Origin of the sequence: Burkholderia sp. BE17 (assembly GCF_009362305.1) — a bacterium.
Taxonomy (GTDB): Bacteria; Pseudomonadota; Gammaproteobacteria; order Burkholderiales; family Burkholderiaceae; genus Burkholderia; species Burkholderia pyrrocinia_C.
Genome location: NZ_WHNU01000053.1, coordinates 50,089 through 68,599, shown reverse-complemented (window position 1 = coordinate 68,599; position 18,511 = coordinate 50,089). Strand labels below are relative to the sequence as shown.

Here is an 18,511-nt window from a genome sequence, read left to right as displayed (position 1 = left end):
GCCCATGAGCGCTCACGCCGCCCCCTCGCCCGAAGCGCTGTCGCGGCGCGCCGAATTCAAGGCCGCCAAGGCCGACATGCTCGAGCGCTTTCGCCGCGCGACGAACGTCGCGTCGCTGATGCACGCGCAGTCGAAACTCACCGACGACGCACTGAAGCGCGTATGGGACGATTGCGGGCTGCCGGCGACGCTCGCGCTCGTCGCCGTCGGCGGCTACGGACGCGGCGAGCTCGCCCCCTACTCCGACGTCGACATCCTCGTGCTGCTGCCCGATGCGCACGACCCGGTGCTCGACCCGCGCATCGAGCGCTTCATCGGGATGGCATGGGATCTCGGCCTCGAGATCGGCAGCAGCGTGCGCACGGTCGCGCAGTGCATCGAGGAAGCATCGCAGGACGTCACGGTGCAAACCTCGCTGCTGGAAGCACGCCGCATCGTCGGCAGCACCGCGCTGTTCGAGCGCTTCACGGTGCACTACCACGAGGCGCTCGACGCCCGCGCGTTCTTCACCGCGAAGGTGCTCGAGATGCGCCAGCGCCACGCGAAGTTCCAGGACACGCCGTACAGCCTCGAACCGAACGTGAAGGAAAGCCCCGGCGGGCTGCGCGACCTGCAGACGATCCTGTGGATCGCGCGCGCGGCGGGTTTCGGCAGCAGCTGGCGCGAACTCGACACGCGCGGCCTCATCACCGATCGCGAAGCGCGCGAGCTGCGCCGCAACGAAGGTTTCCTGAAGACGCTGCGCGCACGGCTGCACGTGATCGCCGGCCGCCGCCAGGACATGCTCGTCTTCGACCTGCAGACGCAGGCCGCCGAGAGCTTCGGCTACCAGCCGACGCAGGCCAAGCGCGCGAGCGAGCAACTGATGCGCCGCTATTACTGGGCCGCGAAAGCCGTCACGCAACTCGCGACGATCCTGATCCAGAACATCGAGGCGCAGCTCTTCCCCGCGACGAGCGGCATCACGCGCGTGCTGTCGCCCGACCGCTTCGTCGAGAAGCAGGGGATGCTCGAGATCGTCGACGACGGCGTGTTCGAACGCCATCCCGATGCGATCCTCGAAGCGTTCCTGCTGTACGAAACGACCCGCGGCGTGAAGGGCCTGTCCGCACGCACGCTGCGCGCGCTGTACAACTCGCGCGAAATCATGAACAACGCGTGGCGCCGCGATCCGCAGAACCGCCGCACGTTCATGCGGATCCTGCAGCAGCCCGAAGGGATCACGCACGCGTTCCGGCTGATGAACCAGACGAGCGTGCTCGGCCGCTACCTGCTGAACTTCCGCCGTATCGTCGGCCAGATGCAGCACGACCTGTACCACGTGTACACGGTCGACCAGCACATCCTGATGGTGTTGCGCAACATCCGCCGCTTCGCGGTCGCCGAGCATGCGCACGAATACCCGTTCTGCAGCCAGTTGATCGGTAACTTCGAGCGCCCGTGGGTGCTGTATGTCGCGGCGCTGTTCCACGACATCGCGAAGGGCCGCGGCGGCGACCACTCGACGCTCGGGATGGCCGACGCGCGGCGCTTCTGCCGCGAACACGGGATCGCCGGCGACGACGCTGCGCTGATCGTGTGGCTCGTCCAGCATCACCTGACGATGAGCCAGGTCGCGCAGAAGCAGGACACGAGCGACCCCGAAGTCATCAAGCGCTTCGCCGAAGTCGTCGGCAACGAACGGTACCTCACCGCGCTCTACCTGCTGACCGTCGCCGATATCCGCGGCACGAGCCCGAAGGTGTGGAACACGTGGAAGGGCAAGCTGCTCGAGGATCTGTACCGCACCACGCTCGCGGTGCTCGGCGGCGCGAACCCCGACGCGCATTCGGAGCTGAAGTCGCGGCAGGAACAGGCGCTCGCGCTGCTGCGCCTCGAGACCGTGCCCGACGACGCGCACCGCGCGCTGTGGGATCAGCTCGACGTCGGCTTCTTCCTGCGTCACGATGCGGCCGACATCGCATGGCAGACGCGTGTGCTGTACCGGCACGTAAACGCCGAAACCGCGATCGTCCGCGCGCGGCCGTCGCCGATCGGCGACGCGCTGCAGGTGCTCGTGTACGTGAAGGACCGCGCCGACCTGTTCGCGGGCATCTGCGCGTATTTCGACCGCAACGGGCTGTCGGTGCTCGACGCGCGCGTCAGCACGACGCGGCACGGCTACGCGCTCGACAACTTCATCGTCACGCAGACCGAACGCGACGTGCGATACCGCGACATCGCGAATCTCGTCGAACAGCAACTCGCGACGCGGCTCGCCGAAACCGCACCGCTGCCGGAACCGTCCAAGGGCCGCCTGTCGAGGCTGTCCCGAACCTTTCCGATCACGCCGCGCGTCGACCTGCGGGCCGACGAGCGCGGCCAGTACTACATCCTGTCCGTGTCCGCCAACGACCGGCCAGGCCTTCTCTATTCGATCGCGCGCGTACTCGCCGAGCATCGGATCGGCGTCCATGCGGCGCGGATCAATACGCTCGGCGAACGCGTCGAGGACATCTTCCTGCTCGCAGGCGTCGGCTTGTCCGACAACCGCCTGCAGATCCAGCTCGAAACCGAATTGCTGCGTGCGATCGCAGTCTGAATGAATTCCAGCGTTTATGCGCACCAAACTAACCGTCAAGAATCCGAAGCCGGCGTCGCCGACCCGCGCCCCTGTCCGCTCCGGCAGCCTCGTCGCCCGCAAGGCGGTGCGTCCCGCTGCGCCGCCCGCAGGGGACAAGCCGGCCCGCCCGAAGAAGGCGTCCCCGGCCGCCGCCGGCGAACGCTCGTTCAAGCCGCGCGGCGCGGCAGGCGCCGAGCGCCCGGGCGCGGATCGCGCACCGGCCAAGCGTACGCCGCGTGACGGCGGTGCCGAACGCGGCACGCGCGCGCCGTATCGCGACAACGCGGCCGGCGAAGGCGCGAAGCGCAGCTTCGGCGACCGTCGCACGCCGTCGGATCGTCCGCCGCGCCGCGATGACGACGCACGTCCGCGTCGCGCAGGTGGCGAAGGCGGCGCACGCGCACCGTATCGCGACAACGCGGCCGGCGAAGGTGCGAAGCGCAGTTTCGGCGACCGTCGCACGCCGTCGGATCGTCCGCCGCGCCGCGATGACGATGCACGTCCGCGCCGCACGGGTGGCGAAGGCGGCGCACGCGCGCCGTATCGCGACAACGCATCCGGTGAAGGCGCGAAGCGCAGCTTCGGCGACCGTCGCACGTCGTCCGATCGTCCGCCGCGCCGCGATGACGATGCACGTCCGCGCCGCACGGGTGGCGAAGGCGGCGCACGCGCGCCGTATCGCGACAACGCATCCGGTGAAGGCGCGAAGCGCAGCTTCGGCGACCGTCGCACGTCGTCCGATCGTCCGCCGCGCCGCGATGACGATGCACGTCCGCGCCGCACGGGTGGCGAAGGCGGCGCACGCGCGCCGTATCGCGACAACGCATCCGGTGAAGGCGCGAAGCGCAGCTTCGGCGACCGTCGCACGTCGTCCGATCGTCCGCCGCGCCGCGATGACGATGCACGTCCGCGCCGCACGGGTGGCGAAGGCGGCGCACGCGCGCCGTATCGCGACAACGCATCCGGTGAAGGCGCGAAGCGCAGCTTCGGCGACCGTCGCACGTCGTCCGATCGTCCGCCGCGCCGCGATGACGACGCACGTCCGCGTCGCGCGGGTGCTGACGACGGCAAGCGTCCGTCCTATCGCGACAACGCATCCGGCGAAGGCGCGAAGCGCAGCTTCGGCGACCGTCGCACGTCGTCCGATCGCCCGCCGCGTCGTGATGACGACGCACGTCCGCGCCGCACGGGTGGCGAAGGCGGTGCTCGCGCACCGTATCGTGACAACGCATCCGGCGAAGGCGCGAAGCGCAGCTTCGGCGACCGCCGCACGTCGTCCGATCGTCCGCCGCGTCGCAACGACGACGACACCCGCCCGCGCCGGGCAGGCGCTGATGAAGGCAAGCGCCCGTCCTACCGCGACAAGGCAGCCGGCGAAGGCGCGAAGCGCAGTTTCGGCGATCGCCCGGCGCGCCCCGCACGCGACGGCGAACGCCGCTCGTTCGGCGCGGTCAAGACCACGCAACCGGTCAAGCGTGCTGCGGCCGACGTCGACTACGGCGACGAAACGGGCCTGATGCGCCTGTCGAAGCGGATGTCCGAGCTCGGCATGTGCTCACGCCGCGAAGCCGACGAATGGATCGAAAAGGGCTGGGTGCTCGTCGACGGCGAACGCATCGACACGCTCGGCACCAAGGTCCGCGCCGACCAGAAAATCGAGATCGACGAGCGTGCGAGCGCCGCGCAGGCCGCGCAGGTGACGATCCTGCTGCACAAGCCGGTCGGCTATGTATCGGGTCAGGCGGAAGACGGCTACGAGCCCGCGGCCGTGCTGATCACGCGCGGGAACCACTGGAGCGGCGACCATTCGCCGGTGCGCTTCTCGCCGCAGCACCTGCACGCACTCGCGCCGGCCGGCCGGCTCGACATCGACTCCACCGGCCTGCTCGTGCTGACGCAGAACGGCGTGATCGCAAAGCAGCTGATCGGCGAGCAGTCGGACATCGACAAGGAGTACCTGGTGCGCGTGCGCTTCGGCGAACGGCTCATCGACATCGACCAGCACTTCCCCGCGGAATCGCTCGCGAAGCTGCGCCACGGCCTCGAGCTCGACGGCGTCGCATTGAAGCCCGCGATGGTGAGCTGGCAGAACGGCGAGCAACTGCGCTTCGTGCTGCGCGAAGGCAAGAAGCGCCAGATCCGCCGCATGTGCGAACTGGTTGGCCTCGACGTAGTCGGCCTGAAGCGCGTGCGGATGGGCCGCGTGATGCTCGGCGCGCTGCCGCAGGGGCAATGGCGCTATCTGTCGGCCGACGAGACGTTCTGACCGCAGGCACGCAACGTACGCCCCGCAATGAAAAAGCCCGCGCAAGCGGGCTTTTTGTTTCCGGCGGGCGACGCGAAACCGGACGCGTGCCGGTCAGTCGTCTGCCGACGGATCGAGCCCCGGGAACAGCACCTCGGTGAAGCCGAAGCGCGTGAAGTCGGTGATCCGCATCGGATACAGCTTGCCGATCAGGTGATCGTATTCGTGCTGGACCACGCGCGCGTGAAAACCGTCGGCGACGCGATCGATCTTCGCGCCGAACTGGTCGAAGCCGCTGTAGCGTACCTTCGCGTAGCGGCTGACGACGCCGCGCATGCCCGGCACCGACAGGCAGCCTTCCCATCCCTCTTCCATGTCCGGCGGCAGGTACTCGACCTTCGGGTTGATCAGCACGGTCTCGGGCACCGGCGGCGCCTCCGGGTAGCGGTTGTTGTTGCCGAAACCGAAGATGATGAGCTGCAGCCCGATGCCGATCTGCGGCGCGGCGAGCCCGGCGCCGTTCGCGTGGTGCATCGTCTCGAACATGTCCGCGACGATCTCGTGCAGTTCGGGTGTGTCGAACCGCTCGACCGGTTTGGCGACTTCGAGCAGGCGCGGATCGCCCATCTTCAGGATCTCGCGAATCATGGCGTATTGCCCTCCAGGAGTTGGTGCAGACCATCTTCGTCCAGCACGGGGATGCCGAGTTCCTCGGCCTTCGCGAGCTTGCTGCCGGCTTCGGCGCCCGCGACCACGTAATCCGTTTTCTTCGATACCGAGCCCGCAACTTTCGCGCCCGCCGCTTCGAGCATCTCCTTCGCCGCATCGCGCGTGAGGGTCGGCAGCGTGCCCGTCAGCACGACGGTCTTGCCGGCCAGCACGCCCTGCGGCGCCTTCGGCGCGGGCGGCCCTTCCGGCCACGTCACCTTGCCCGGCGCGCGCAACTGCTCGATCACGGTCCGGTTGTGCTCTTCCGCGAAGAACTGGTGGAGCGACTCGGCGACGATCGGCCCGACGTCGTTGACTTCGAGCAGTTCGTCGATCGATGCATCCATGATCGGCGTCAGCGAGCCGAAATGCTTCGCGAGATCCTTCGCGGTCGATTCGCCGACATGGCGGATGCCGAGCCCGTAGATGAAGCGCGCGAGCGTCGTGTGCTTCGCCTTCTCGAGCGAGTCGAGCAAATTCTGTGCGGACTTCTCGGCGAACCGGTCGAGTTCGGCGAGCGTCGCGAAGCCGAGATTGAACAGGTCGGCCGGCGTGCGCACGAGATTCAGCTCGACGAGCTGGTCGATGATCTTCTCGCCGAGCCCGTCGATGTCGAGCGCGCGGCGCTGCGCGAAGTGCCACAGCGCCTGCTTGCGCTGCGCCGGGCAGAACAGGCCGCCCGTGCAGCGCGCGATCGCTTCGTCCGGCAGGCGCTCGATCTTCGAGCCGCACACCGGGCATTCGGTCGGCATCACGAATTCGGCCGCATCGTCCGGGCGCCGGTCGAGCAGCGCGCCGACCACTTCGGGGATCACGTCACCCGCGCGTCGCACGATCACGGTATCGCCGATCCGGATGTCCTTGCGGCGCACCTCGTCCTCGTTGTGCAGCGTCGCGTTGGTCACGGTCGCACCGCCGACGAACACGGGCTCCAGGCGCGCGACCGGCGTGATCGCGCCCGTGCGGCCGACCTGCACGTCGATCGCGACGAGCTTCGTCAGCGCTTCCTGTGCGGGAAACTTGTGCGCGAGCGCGAAGCGCGGCGCGCGCGACACGAAGCCGAGGCGCTCCTGCTCGTCGCGCCGGTTGACCTTGTAGACGACGCCGTCGATGTCGTACGGCAACGACTCGCGCTTCTCGCCGATCTTGCGGAAGAAGCCGAGCAATCCGTCGGCGCCGTGCACGACCGCGCGCTCGCGGTTCACCGGCAGGCCGAGCGTTTCGTACCAGTCGAGCAGCGCGCTGTGCGTGTCGGGCACCGGCATCCCGTCGAGCACGCCGATTCCGTACGAGAAGAACGACAGCGGACGCTGCGCGGTGATCCTGGAGTCGAGCTGGCGCAGGCTGCCGGCCGCCGCGTTGCGCGGGTTCGCGAATTCGCGCTGCTCGGCCGCGCGCTGGCGTTCGTTCAGGCGTGCGAAATCGCGCTTGAACATCAGCACCTCGCCGCGCACGTCGAGCACCGCCGGCACGTTCGCGCCCTTCAGCTTCAGCGGAATCGAGCGGATCGTGCGCACGTTTTCGGTCACGTCCTCGCCCGTCGTGCCGTCGCCGCGCGTCGACGCCTGCACGAACACGCCGCGCTCGTAGCGCAGCGAAATCGCGAGGCCGTCGAACTTCAGTTCGCACGCATATTCGACAGGCTCCGTCACCGAACCGGCGAGATCGGTCGTCTTGTCGAGCGCGTCGGCGACGCGCTTGTCGAACGCGACGATGTCCTCGTCGGCGAAGCCGTTGTTCAGCGACAGCATCGGCGCGTCGTGGACGACCGGCGTGAAGCCACCGGCCGCTTCGCCGCCGACGCGCTGCGTCGGCGAATCGGGCGTCACGAGTTCGGGATGATCGGTTTCGAGCTGCTGCAGCTCGCGGAACAGCCGGTCGTATTCGGCGTCGGGCAGATCCGGCTGGTCGAGTACGTAATAGGCGTAGTTCGCCCGCTCGAGTTGGTCGCGCAGCCACGCGGCGCGCGCGTCGGGCTGGCTGGCTGGCGGTTCGGCTTGGGTTCGGGCCATGCTGGCGGCAGATTCGTTCTGAGAAAATCGGATGCCCGATTATCTCAGTTTGACGCCGCCGCGGGGCGTGCAATGCACGCCGGATCAACGTGCTGCAGCGCACACGAAAAGGCGTGCGCTGCAACGGCGAACGACGGTGCCGAGGCCCGCCGTCCGCGCCATCGCGTTACTGGCTGAAGAGGCGGCGCGTGACCGGCGAACCGGCCGGAATGCCGGCTTCCTCGAGCTTCGCGTACAGCTTCATCAACTGCTGCTCGATCGCGAGCAGCGTCGACTCCGGCAGCGGCCGGCGCGAATCGTCGACGACCCGCGCGCCGATCCGTTCGGACAGCGATTTTGCGTAATCGCACATCAGCCGGAACGGCAGGATGTCCTCTTCGGCGACCGGCACGTCGAGCACCAGCGTGATCATGTTGCCGCCCTTGTACGTGAGGTCGTCGCGCAGGAAGTTCGTGTCGCCGAACTGCAGCATGAACACGGGGTTCTGCTTCGCGTCGAGCTTCACGAAACGCGTGCCGTCGCGCGACAGCAGCAGCCCGTCCTGCGACGCGACCGCCTGCACGTAGTTCGCCGACCACGGCGCGCCGTCCGACATCACGTTGATCGACAGTTGCGCGTCGCACTGCGCGGCAAAGGCGTCGAGTTCGCGCGCCATCGCCACCGTCTCCATCATGTCCGGGAATTCCGGTGCGCCGTCGATCGTGTCGGCGAACTGCTGGACGCCCGTCACGAATTCGGAAAATTCGAGCTCGTTCAGCGCGCCGCTGCGGTTCGCGAGCTGCGCGCCCGCGCGCAACTCCTCGTAGCGCACGCCGTTCTGCAGCAGCTCCCACTGGCCGCCTTCCGCCTTGCCTTCGATGTGCACGGGCTTGCTGCCCGCACGGCGCAGCCGCTGCGCGGCCGGCAGGATCTTGTCGCCCGGCAGCGGCCCGGCGAGGCGGATCGGCACGATGCAATCGATCCGGCGGTCGACGATTGCGGGCGGCGCCGACGAGATCGTCGTCGCGGCCGGCAGCACGGGTTCGGACGGCTCGGCCGGTTCGGCGGCCGCTTCCTGCACGACGGCAGGCGCCGCTTCTTCACCGGCGGCCGGTTCGGTCGATTCGGACGGCATGTCGACGCCAGTCGCCTCGGCCTGCAGATCGGCCGGCATGTCCGCAGGCGCCGCGCCTCCGAACGTCGGCTCGACGCGCGCGGCCTCAGCCGGCGTGGCGGCGGCCGCAGCCGGTGCCGCGGGCTCGCGGCGCACCGGCTGACGCACCGGTTCGATGAACGGCAACTCTTCATCGCGCTCGGGGCGATTCATCGCCTCGGCCGCTTCTTCCGGCATCGGGCGCGGCATCCTGCGCCGCACCTTCGCGCCCTGCCATGCGTTGTAGACCACGACGCCGCCCACCACGACGGCGCCCGCGCCGATCAAACCGAGTGTCAACTCGTCCATGCACGCTCCATCAGCAATTCTTTTTCGTCGGGACCGCGAACGGGCGCGCATGCGCCGCGCGAACGCGGTCCGGTTTCGTCAAACGTCAATTCTGGGCAAAACCCGCTGCGGTTTCCATGTCCACCGCAACGATCCGCGACACGCCCTGCTCCTGCATCGTCACGCCGATCAGTTGCTGCGCCATCTCCATCGCGATCTTGTTGTGCGAGATGAACAGGAACTGCGTCTTGTCGGACATCGCACGCACGAGATTCGCGAAACGTTCGGTATTCGCGTCGTCGAGCGGCGCGTCGACCTCGTCGAGCAGACAGAACGGCGCCGGGTTCAACTGGAACATCGCGAACACCAGCGCGGTCGCGGTCAGCGCTTTCTCGCCGCCCGACAGCAGGTGGATCGTCGCGTTCTTCTTGCCGGGCGGCTGCGCCATCACCTGCACGCCGGCATCGAGGATCTCGTCGCCCGTCATGATCAGCTTCGCCTGGCCGCCGCCGAACAGGCGCGGGAACAGGTCGCTGAAGTGGCGGTTGACCTCGTCGAAGGTACCCTGCAGCAGCGTGCGGGTTTCCTGGTCGATCTTGTGGATCGCGTCCTCGAGCGTCGTGATCGCGTCGATCAGGTCGGCCGACTGCGCATCGAGGAACACCTTGCGCTCGCTCGCGGCCTTCAGCTCGTCGAGCGCGGCCATGTTCACCGGGCCGAGCGCGTTGATCGCGTTGTTGAGCCGCGTGACCTCGCCCTGCAGGTACGACGGTTTCAGGTCCGGCGTCAGCTTCTCGCTCAGCGCGGCCTCGTCGACCTCGGCCGTTGCGAGCTGCTCGGCGAACTGCTCGACGGACAGGCGCGCGGCCTGCTCCTTCAGTTGCAATTCGGTGATGCGGTCGCGCAGCGGCTGCAGCGAGCGCTCGGCGACGAGACGCTGCTCGTCCGACGCGCGCAGCTTCGCAGTCAGGTCGTCGAGCTCGATCCGCGCGGCCTGCAGCGCTTCTTCCTTCACCGCACGAATCTCGAGCGCGTCCTGCAGGCCCGTGTGCGCGGTCTGTTCGTTGATCGTCTCGAGCTCGGCACGCGCGTCTTCCAGCGATGCGGCAACGCGCTCGCTCTGCTCGTGCGCAACCTGGATGCTGCGCTTGAGCTCGTCGATCCGGGTCACCGCGTTACGCGCGGCGAAGCGCGCGTCGTTCGCGCCGCGCTCCAGGTCACGCGCTTCCTGACGCGCCTGCGTCAGCGATTCGTCGAGCGATTCGAACGCGAGCTGGTTGTCCTCGAAGCGCGCCTGCAGCTCCGCGAGTTCGCCGTCGAAACGCTCGAAATTCGCTTCCGACTCGGCACGCAGCGCGCGCTGTTCTTCGATCTGCGCACCGATTTCCTCGAGTTCCTCGCGGATCTGCGTGCTGCGCTGCGTATAGCGCTCGTGTGCCTGCGCAAGCTTCAGCACGTCCATCTGCAGCGCGTGCACACGCTGCGTCGCACGCTCGGCCTGCGCGCGCACGTCGCCGAGCGCCTGCGTGGCCTGGGTGTGCGCGGCTTCCGCGCGTACCGCGGCCGTGCGCGCCTCGTCGGCGAGCAGTGCCTGCGCGCGCACCTGGCGCGTGAGGTTCTCGATTTCCTGCTGGCGGGCCAGCATCCCGGCCTGCTCCGAATCGGCCGCGTACAACTGCACGCCGACGCGCGTAACGATATGGCCGGCCTTGACGACGAATGCGCCGCCTGCCGGCAGCTGCGTGCGGATCGCCAGCGCCTGCGCGACGTCGTCGGCGACATAGACGTTGCCGAGCCAGTCGTTCAGCACCGCGCGAATGCCCGCGTCGTCGATGCGCACCAGCGACAGCAGCGGACGCAGCCCGGCCACCGCCGCGGGCGGTTCGCCGGCCGCGGGCGGCGCGTAGAACGCGAGCTTCGCGGGCGGTGCATCGGTCGCGAACGCCTTCACCCAGTCGAGATTCGACACTTCGAGCGCGGCGAGGCGCTCGCGCAGCACGGCTTCGAGCGCCGCTTCCCAGCCAGCCTCGACGTGCAGCTTCTTCCACAGGCGCGGCAGCGCGCCGAGCTCGTGCTTGTCGAGCCACGGCTGCACCTTGCCTTCGGTCTGCACGTTTTCCTGAAGCTGCTTCAGCGCAGCGAGGCGCGCTTCGAGCTGGTGGATCTGCGCGCCTTCGGCCTGCACGCGCTCCTGCGCGGCACGGCGTTCGCCGTCGAGGCGCGGCACCGTTTCCTGCGCGTCGGCCAGACGCGCCTGCGCTTCGGCGAGGATTTCTTCCTGCTCGGCGAGCTGCATGCGCAACTCCTCGAGCTGCGCCTCGTCCGGTGCGTCGAGCCCGCCCGCTTCGCTCTTCAGGCGCTCATGGCGCTGCTGAAGCTGCTGGAGCTGCTGGTCGGCGTTGCGCTGGTGCGCGGCTTCGAGCTTCAGCGACTGTTCGGTCTGCGCGATCCGCGCGCGCTCGTCGTTCAGCTGCGCCTGCGCGTCGCGCCACTTTGCCTCGAGCGCCGGCAGCGCATCGTGCTTCGCGGCTGCGTTGTCCTCGGCGAGCGCGGCCTTCTCGTCGGCCATCGCGCGCGCCTCTTCGGCTTCCTCGAGCTCGTCCTGCGACTTCTCGGCCTGCGCGCGCCATTGCTCGCGCTGCGCGTTCAGCGCGGCGATCTGCGCCTGCACGCGATTGCGCGATTCGACGATGAACTTGATCTCGGCTTCGAGGCGACTCACCTCGGCATTCGCTTCGTAAAGCGCGCCCTGCGCGCCCTGCATCGCGTCGCTCGCCGAGTAATGCGCGACACGCAGCGTCTCGAGCTGCGACTCGACCTCGCGCAGCCTGGCCGTCTGCGCCTCGAGGTCGATCTGCGCCTGTTCGATCGCGCGCAACTGCTTCTGCTGCTCGCCGGCAGCCTCGTTCTTGCGCAGCAGCCACAACAGGCGCTGCTTCTCCTCGCCGTCGGCGACGAGTTCCTTGTACTTGTTCGCGACGACGGCCTGCGCCTCGAGCTTCTCGAGGTTCGCGCCGAGTTCGCGGACGATGTCCTCGACGCGCGTCAGGTTCTCGCGCGTGTCGTGCAGGCGGTTCTCGGTTTCGCGGCGGCGCTCCTTGTACTTCGACACGCCCGCGGCTTCCTCGAGGAACACGCGCAACTCTTCCGGCTTCGCCTCGATGATCCGCGCGATCATGCCCTGCCCGATGATCGCGTACGCACGCGGCCCGAGGCCGGTGCCGAGGAAGATGTCCTGGATGTCGCGGCGGCGTGCCGGCAGGTTGTTGATGTAGTAGCTCGACGTGCCGTCGCGCGTCAGCACGCGCTTCACGGCGATTTCGCCGTACTGGCCCCACTGCCCGGCCGCGCGGCCGTCGGAGTTGTCGAAGATCAGCTCGACGCTTGCCCGGCTGCCAGGCTTGCGGGCGGTCGAGCCGTTGAAGATCACGTCCTGCATCGATTCGCCGCGCAGCTCGGAGGCGCGCGACTCGCCGAGCACCCAGCGCACGGCGTCGATGATGTTGGACTTGCCGCACCCGTTCGGGCCCACCACGCCGACGAGCTGGCCCGGAACCTGGAAATGCGTGGGATCGACGAAGGATTTGAAGCCAGCGAGTTTGATCGAGCTCAGACGCACGGCGGTATCGGATGTGAAGAAGGTGTGAAACGGACGGGGCCGTGCTGTGCGGGGCCGAACGGCCCATGCGCGCGATGCGCCCCGGAATTCAAAAGCGGGGCCGCGCGCATACAGCGTTGGCCCCGCAAACGGCTTCCATCATACCATCGCGCGTGCGCCGTCCCGACCGTCGCCGGGTTTGCCCGGTGCTGGAGCTGCACGATGGACCCGGCTCGACAGCAGCGTCGCCAGCACGATGCACACGCCGCCCGCCCACTCGCGCGCGGTCGGCAGCTCGTTCGCGAACACCCACGCCGACAGCGCGGTGATCACGATCTCGAACAGCATGATGATCGACGCGCGGTTCGCCGGCACCCGCGCGAGGCCGTATTGCACGAGCAGGTTGTTCGCCGCCATCGTCACGCCGATCGCGGCGATGATCAGCGCGGCGACGCCGAGCTGGCCGCCCGCCGGCGCGGCCGGCAGCCCTTCGAACAACGACGCGATCGCGCCGAACACGGCCGCGCCGCCGAACAGCGTCGCGGTGCGCATCTCCGCGCACATCCCGGGCAGCTCGCGGCTCGCCTTGATCACGAGCACGTTGCTCATCGCGAAACTCAGCCCGGCCGCGAGACCGGCCCATTCGGCCGGGTTGGCCGGCAGCGGCAAGCCGAGCTTCGGCGACCACAGCATCAGCATCGCGCCGCCGATCGACAGCGCTGCCAGCCCTGCGCCCGCCCAGGTCAGCCGCTCGCGCAGCAGGAAGTGCGCGTAGATCGCGGTCCATGCGGGGGTCAGGTAGAACAGCAGCATCACGCGCAGCACCTCGCCGTGGATCGTGCCCCACACGAAACCGAGGTTCGTCACGCCGGCCGTGACCGCGATGCCCGGCAGCACCCAGTGCCAGCGCAGCGTCGCGATCGTGCGGTGCCGTGCGACGATCACGAACAGGAATGCGACGAGGCTCGTCAGCGCACTCGCCAGCGTGCCCGTCACGCCGAGCGACGCGAGGATCCGCAGCGGATACCAGATCAGGCCCCATACCGACGCGCCGATCAGGATGGCCAGCGCCGGCAGGCTGCCGCGTACCGCGTTGTTCATTTGGTTCGATACCCTTTATTCGACCGGCCCGGCCGCCGTTCCGGCGGGCCGTGACCGCATTCCGTCACGCTATAATCGTTCGTTGCGACCCGCGCGCCGTCGGCGCCCGTTCGCAGCCGCGCGGCACGCCCGCCGCTTCTTTCGCTCCAACCGGCCGCGATGGCCGCTTCGCCCGTGAATCCTCGACTCGACTCGCTCCAGCCCTATCCCTTCGAAAAGCTGCGCGCCCTGTTCAAGGACGTGACGCCCTCCGGCGACCTCAAACCGATCAGCTTCGGCATCGGCGAGCCCAAGCACCCGACCCCGGCGCTGATCCGCGACGCCGTGGTGGCCGCGCTCGACGGCCTCGCGTCGTACCCGGCCACCGCCGGCTCGGACGCGCTGCGCACGTCGATCGCGCACTGGCTCGAGCGCCGCTACGGGCTGCCGGCGATCGATCCGGCCACGCAGGTGCTGCCCGTGTCGGGGTCGCGCGAGGCGCTGTTTTCGCTCGCGCAGACCGTGATCGACGCGCGCCCGTCCGGGCACGGCGAGAAGGCGATCGTACTCTGTCCGAATCCTTTCTATCAAATTTACGAAGGCGCGGCGCTGCTGGCCGGTGCCGAGCCCTATTTCGCGAACAGCGACCCGGCCCGCAACTTCGGGTGCGACTACGCGGCCGTGCCCGACGACGTCTGGGCGCGCACGCAACTGCTGTACGTGTGCTCGCCGGGCAACCCGACGGGCGCCGTGCTGACGCTCGACGACTGGCGCGAGCTGTTCGCGCTGTCCGACCGCCACGGTTTCGTGATTGCGTCCGACGAGTGCTATTCGGAAATCTATTTCGACGAAGCGGCGCCGCCGCTCGGCGGCCTCGAGGCCGCGCACCGCCTCGGCCGCGGCTTCGAGCGGCTCGTGATGCTGTCGAGCCTGTCGAAGCGCTCGAACGTGCCGGGCATGCGCTCGGGCTTCGTTGCCGGCGATGCGGCACTGCTGAAGAAATTCCTGCTGTACCGCACGTACCACGGCGCGGCGCTGTCGCCGGTCTGGCAGCACGCCAGCATCGCCGCGTGGAACGACGAGGCGCACGTGCGCGAGAACCGCACGCTGTACCTGCAGAAGTTCAATACGGTCACGCCGATGCTCGCCGACGTGATCGACGTGAAGCTGCCCGACGCGGCGTTCTACCTGTGGGCCGACGTGTCGCGCACCGGGCTGTCGGACACCGAGTTCGCCCGCCGCCTGTACGCCGACTATAATGTGACGGTTCTGCCCGGCTCGTACCTGGCGCGCGATGCGCACGGGTCGAATCCGGGCCGCGATTTCATCCGGATCGCGCTCGTCGCGGGCACCCCCGAATGCGTCGAGGGCGCGCAACGCATCGTCGATTTCTGCCGTTCTCTCGCGCGGTAATCGTCCATCCCGATCAATTCCATCCATCTCCTGCGAAAACGAACATGTCGCAACAACTTCAGCAAATCATCGATACCGCCTGGGAAAACCGCGCCGAGCTGTCGCCGAAGGCCGCGCCCGCCGAAGTCCGCGAGGCCGTCGCGCACGCGATCGAGCAACTCGACAAGGGTACGCTGCGCGTCGCCGAGAAAATCGACGGCAACTGGACCGTGCACCAGTGGCTGAAGAAGGCCGTGCTGCTGTCGTTCCGCCTGGAGGACAACGCGCCGATGCCCGCCGGCGGCTACTCGCAGTTCTACGACAAGGTGCCGTCGAAGTTCGCGAACTACACGGCCGAGGACTTCGCCGCGGGCGGCTTCCGCGTCGTCCCGCCGGCCATCGCGCGCCGCGGCTCGTTCATCGCGAAGAACGTCGTGCTGATGCCGTCGTACACCAACATCGGCGCCTACGTCGACGAAGGCACGATGGTCGACACGTGGGCAACGGTCGGTTCGTGCGCGCAGATCGGCAAGAACGTGCACCTGTCGGGCGGCGTCGGCATCGGCGGCGTGCTCGAGCCGCTGCAGGCGAACCCCGTCATCATCGAAGACAACTGCTTCATCGGCGCGCGCTCGGAAGTCGTCGAAGGCGTGATCGTCGAGGAAAACTCGGTGATCTCGATGGGCGTGTACCTCGGCCAGAGCACGAAGATCTACGACCGCGAGACGGGCGAAGTCAGCTACGGCCGCATCCCGGCCGGCTCGGTCGTGGTCGCCGGCAACCTGCCGTCGAAGGACGGCTCGCACAGCCTGTACTGCGCGGTGATCGTCAAGAAGGTCGACGCGAAGACCCGCGCGAAGGTCGGCCTGAACGAGCTGCTGCGGGGCGACTGATGGCGAAGCCGCACACCGTGGTCGTCTACGGCATTCCGAACTGCGACACCGTGAAGAAGGCCCGCGTGTGGCTCGACGATCACGGCGTCGAATTCGAGTTCCACGATTTCAAGAAGCTCGGCGTCAGCGCGCCGCTGGTTGAAGACTGGCTGAAGGACGTGTCGCTCGACGCGCTCGTGAACAAGCGCGGCACCACGTGGCGCGGCCTGGACGACGCGATGAAGGCGGCCGCCGAAACGAAGACCGGCGCGGTCGCGCTGATGATCCACAAGCCGTCGGTCATCAAGCGCCCCGTGCTCGTCGTCAACGGCCGCGTGAAATCGCTCGGCTTCGTGGCCGATCAATACGCGGCGCTGTTTGCCGCATAGGGCTGCCCGCGCTGCGCCTGAAGGCGCAGCCCGACGTCTTGTCGCTGCCGGCCCCCGTGCCGGCATTTTTTATCGAAAGTGGTCCGAACCATGTCCGCCACCCTAGCCCTTACCGAACAATTGATCGCCCGCGCGTCCGTGACGCCCGACGACCAGCATTGCCAGCAGATCATGACCGGTCGCCTCGCCGCGCTCGGCTTCGAATGCGAGACCATCGCGTCGCACGGCGTGACCAACCTGTGGGCCGTCAAGCGCGGCGCCGACGGCCGCGACGGCAAGCTGCTCGCGTTCGCGGGCCACACCGACGTCGTGCCGACCGGCCCGCTCGAGCAGTGGACCTCGCCGCCGTTCATTCCCGCCCATCGAGACGGCAAGCTGTACGGTCGCGGCGCGGCCGACATGAAGACATCCCTCGCGGCGTTCGTCGTCGCGTCCGAGGAATTCGTCGCGGCCCATCCCGGCCACCGCGGCGCGATCGCGTTCCTGATCACGAGCGACGAGGAAGGCCCGGCCACCGACGGCACCGTCAAGGTCGTCGAGCTGCTGCAGGCGCGCGGCGAACGCCTCGACTACTGCATCGTCGGCGAGCCGACGTCGACCGCCGAACTCGGCGACGTCGTCAAGAACGGCCGCCGCGGGTCGATGTCGGGCGAGCTGGTCGTCAAGGGCGTGCAGGGCCACATCGCGTATCCGCACCTCGCGAAGAACCCGATCCACCTGCTCGCGCCGGCGCTCGCCGAACTCGCTGCCGAGCAGTGGGACGAAGGCAACGAATATTTCCCGCCGACCACCTGGCAGGTGTCGAACCTGCACGCAGGCACCGGCGCGACCAACGTGATCCCCGGCCATGCCGACCTGCTGTTCAACTTCCGGTTCTCGACCGCGAGCACCGTCGAGGGCCTGCAGGCACGCGTGCACGCGATCCTCGACAAGCACGGCCTCGAATACACGCTGAAGTGGTCGGTGAGCGGCCTGCCGTTCCTGACGCCGCGCGGCGAACTGTCGAATGCGCTGGAGAATGCGATCCGCACCGAGACCGGCATCACGACCGAACTGTCGACCACCGGCGGCACGTCGGACGGCCGTTTCATCGCGCGCATCTGCCCGCAGGTGATCGAATTCGGCCCGCCGAACGGCAGCATCCACAAGATCGACGAGCACATCGAAGTGCGCTTCGTCGACCCGCTGAAGAACGTGTACCGCCGCGTGCTCGAACAACTGATCGCCTGATGGAGCCTCGCATGACGACACCTTTTGCAACTGTTCGCGACCTGCTGCGCTACGCGGTCACACGTTTCTCGAAGGCGAAGCTCGCATTCGGCCACGGTTCCGACAATGCGTATGACGAAGCGGCCTACCTCGTGCTGCACACGCTCGACCTGCCGCTCGACACGCTGGAGCCGTTCCTCGACGCGCGGCTGCTGCCCGACGAAATCGCGGCCGTGCTCGCTGTGATCGAACGGCGCGCGACCGACCGCGTGCCGGCCGCGTATCTCACGCACGAAGCCTGGATGCAAGGCCACCGCTTCTACGTCGACGAACGCGTGATCGTGCCGCGCTCGTTCATCGGCGAACTGCTCGACGACGGGCTGCAACCGTATGTGGCCGATCCCGAGCAGGTCGGCGCGGTGCTCGAACTGTGCACGGGCTCCGGCTGCCTCGCGATCCTCGCGGCAAGCGCGTTCCCGAACGCCGAGATCGATGCGGTCGACCTGTCCGACAAGGCACTCGAAGTCGCGGAGATCAACGTGCGCGACTACGGCCTCGAAGACCGCATCGCGCTGCATCGCGGCGACCTCTACGCGCCGCTGCCGGCATTCCGCACCGACCCCGGCACACGTTACGACGTGATCCTGACGAACCCGCCGTACGTGAACGCGTCGTCGATGGCCGCGCTGCCGCCCGAATACCGGCACGAGCCGGAGATGGCGCTCGCGGGCGGCGACGACGGGATGGACATCGTGCGACGCATCGTCGCCGAAGCGCACCGCTGGCTGCACGACGACGGCGTGCTCGTCGTCGAGATCGGCAACGAGCGCGAGAACGTCGAAGCCGCGTTCGGCGGCCTCGAACTCACGTGGCTGCCCACCAGCGCGGGCGACGACACCGTGTTCCTGATCCAGGCGTCGGACCTGCCGCGCAAGGCCTGAGCCTCCCGGCTCCCCTTCCGTGCGACAAGGCGCACCGCTGCGC

The 18,511-nt window shown here is 68.3% G+C and carries 12 protein-coding genes; 7 read left to right on the top strand and 5 right to left on the bottom strand.

The genetic code is table 11. The annotated features are described in order from the left end of the window. Positions 1-4: 4 nt before the first annotated feature. Both GD429_RS34605 and GD429_RS34600 read left to right on the top strand, forming a co-directional pair. The gene (locus tag GD429_RS34605; protein WP_152863981.1) at positions 5-2,581 is read left to right on the top strand and encodes a [protein-PII] uridylyltransferase; all 2,577 of its coding nucleotides are present in this window, start codon (positions 5-7) and stop codon (positions 2,579-2,581) included. A 16-nt stretch (positions 2,582-2,597) separates the two neighbouring features. Continuing rightward, positions 2,598-4,868 carry a pseudouridine synthase gene (locus GD429_RS34600; RefSeq protein WP_152863975.1) on the top strand — a complete coding sequence of 757 codons (2,271 nt, stop codon included), beginning with the start codon at positions 2,598-2,600 and terminating at the stop codon, positions 4,866-4,868. Between the two features lie 93 nt (positions 4,869-4,961). On the opposite strand, the gene def is transcribed toward GD429_RS34600, so the two are convergent. The 5 genes from def to GD429_RS34575 form a co-directional block, all read right to left on the bottom strand. Next, positions 4,962-5,495, bottom strand: a complete 534-nt coding sequence (def, locus tag GD429_RS34595; protein WP_152863973.1) for a peptide deformylase — start codon at positions 5,493-5,495, stop codon at positions 4,962-4,964. Continuing rightward, positions 5,492-7,567 carry an NAD-dependent DNA ligase LigA gene (gene ligA / locus GD429_RS34590; protein WP_152863972.1) on the bottom strand — a complete coding sequence of 692 codons (2,076 nt, stop codon included), beginning with the start codon at positions 7,565-7,567 and terminating at the stop codon, positions 5,492-5,494. Before ligA ends, def begins: the two co-directional genes overlap by 4 nt. A gap of 166 nt (positions 7,568-7,733) precedes the next feature. Further along, the gene (locus tag GD429_RS34585) at positions 7,734-9,008 is read right to left on the bottom strand and encodes a cell division protein ZipA C-terminal FtsZ-binding domain-containing protein (RefSeq protein WP_152863970.1); all 1,275 of its coding nucleotides are present in this window, start codon (positions 9,006-9,008) and stop codon (positions 7,734-7,736) included. 85 nt (positions 9,009-9,093) lie between these two features. Further along, positions 9,094-12,606 carry a chromosome segregation protein SMC gene (gene smc / locus GD429_RS34580; protein ID WP_321575089.1) on the bottom strand — a complete coding sequence of 1,171 codons (3,513 nt, stop codon included), beginning with the start codon at positions 12,604-12,606 and terminating at the stop codon, positions 9,094-9,096. 138 nt (positions 12,607-12,744) lie between these two features. Further along, positions 12,745-13,686 carry a DMT family transporter gene (locus GD429_RS34575; protein ID WP_152863968.1) on the bottom strand — a complete coding sequence of 314 codons (942 nt, stop codon included), beginning with the start codon at positions 13,684-13,686 and terminating at the stop codon, positions 12,745-12,747. A gap of 159 nt (positions 13,687-13,845) precedes the next feature. Between GD429_RS34575 and dapC the strand changes: the two genes are divergently transcribed. From dapC to prmB, 5 genes are all read left to right on the top strand, one after another. After that, on the top strand, positions 13,846-15,078 hold the full coding sequence (gene dapC, locus GD429_RS34570) for a succinyldiaminopimelate transaminase (RefSeq protein WP_152863966.1): 1,233 nt from the start codon (positions 13,846-13,848) through the stop codon (positions 15,076-15,078). A gap of 44 nt (positions 15,079-15,122) precedes the next feature. Continuing rightward, positions 15,123-15,950, top strand: a complete 828-nt coding sequence (gene dapD / locus GD429_RS34565) for a 2,3,4,5-tetrahydropyridine-2,6-dicarboxylate N-succinyltransferase (protein WP_152863964.1) — start codon at positions 15,123-15,125, stop codon at positions 15,948-15,950. Then, entirely contained in the window at positions 15,950-16,318 is a 369-nt protein-coding gene (locus tag GD429_RS34560; RefSeq protein ID WP_014896722.1) for an ArsC family reductase, read from the top strand. The genes dapD and GD429_RS34560 overlap by 1 nt, the downstream gene beginning before the upstream one ends. Before the next feature lie 90 nt (positions 16,319-16,408). After that, on the top strand, positions 16,409-17,548 hold the full coding sequence (dapE, locus tag GD429_RS34555) for a succinyl-diaminopimelate desuccinylase (RefSeq protein ID WP_152863962.1): 1,140 nt from the start codon (positions 16,409-16,411) through the stop codon (positions 17,546-17,548). A gap of 11 nt (positions 17,549-17,559) precedes the next feature. Next, positions 17,560-18,468 (top strand): 50S ribosomal protein L3 N(5)-glutamine methyltransferase, encoded by a 909-nt coding sequence (gene prmB / locus GD429_RS34550; RefSeq protein WP_152863959.1) that lies wholly within the window; start codon positions 17,560-17,562, stop codon positions 18,466-18,468. Positions 18,469-18,511 lie beyond the last annotated feature (43 nt).

What these genes read in the sequence shown, in the direction of transcription:
- GD429_RS34605 (WP_152863981.1), top strand. Translation starts at nt 5, where the DNA reads ATGAGCGCTCACGCCGCCCCCTCGCCCGAAGCGCTGTCGCGGCGCGCC.
- GD429_RS34600 (WP_152863975.1), top strand. Translation starts at nt 2,598, where the DNA reads ATGCGCACCAAACTAACCGTCAAGAATCCGAAGCCGGCGTCGCCGACC.
- def (WP_152863973.1), bottom strand. Translation starts at nt 5,495, where the DNA reads ATGATTCGCGAGATCCTGAAGATGGGCGATCCGCGCCTGCTCGAAGTC.
- ligA (WP_152863972.1), bottom strand. Translation starts at nt 7,567, where the DNA reads ATGGCCCGAACCCAAGCCGAACCGCCAGCCAGCCAGCCCGACGCGCGC.
- GD429_RS34585 (WP_152863970.1), bottom strand. Translation starts at nt 9,008, where the DNA reads ATGGACGAGTTGACACTCGGTTTGATCGGCGCGGGCGCCGTCGTGGTG.
- GD429_RS34575 (WP_152863968.1), bottom strand. Translation starts at nt 13,686, where the DNA reads ATGAACAACGCGGTACGCGGCAGCCTGCCGGCGCTGGCCATCCTGATC.
- dapC (WP_152863966.1), top strand. Translation starts at nt 13,846, where the DNA reads ATGGCCGCTTCGCCCGTGAATCCTCGACTCGACTCGCTCCAGCCCTAT.
- dapD (WP_152863964.1), top strand. Translation starts at nt 15,123, where the DNA reads ATGTCGCAACAACTTCAGCAAATCATCGATACCGCCTGGGAAAACCGC.
- GD429_RS34560 (WP_014896722.1), top strand. Translation starts at nt 15,950, where the DNA reads ATGGCGAAGCCGCACACCGTGGTCGTCTACGGCATTCCGAACTGCGAC.
- dapE (WP_152863962.1), top strand. Translation starts at nt 16,409, where the DNA reads ATGTCCGCCACCCTAGCCCTTACCGAACAATTGATCGCCCGCGCGTCC.
- prmB (WP_152863959.1), top strand. Translation starts at nt 17,560, where the DNA reads ATGACGACACCTTTTGCAACTGTTCGCGACCTGCTGCGCTACGCGGTC.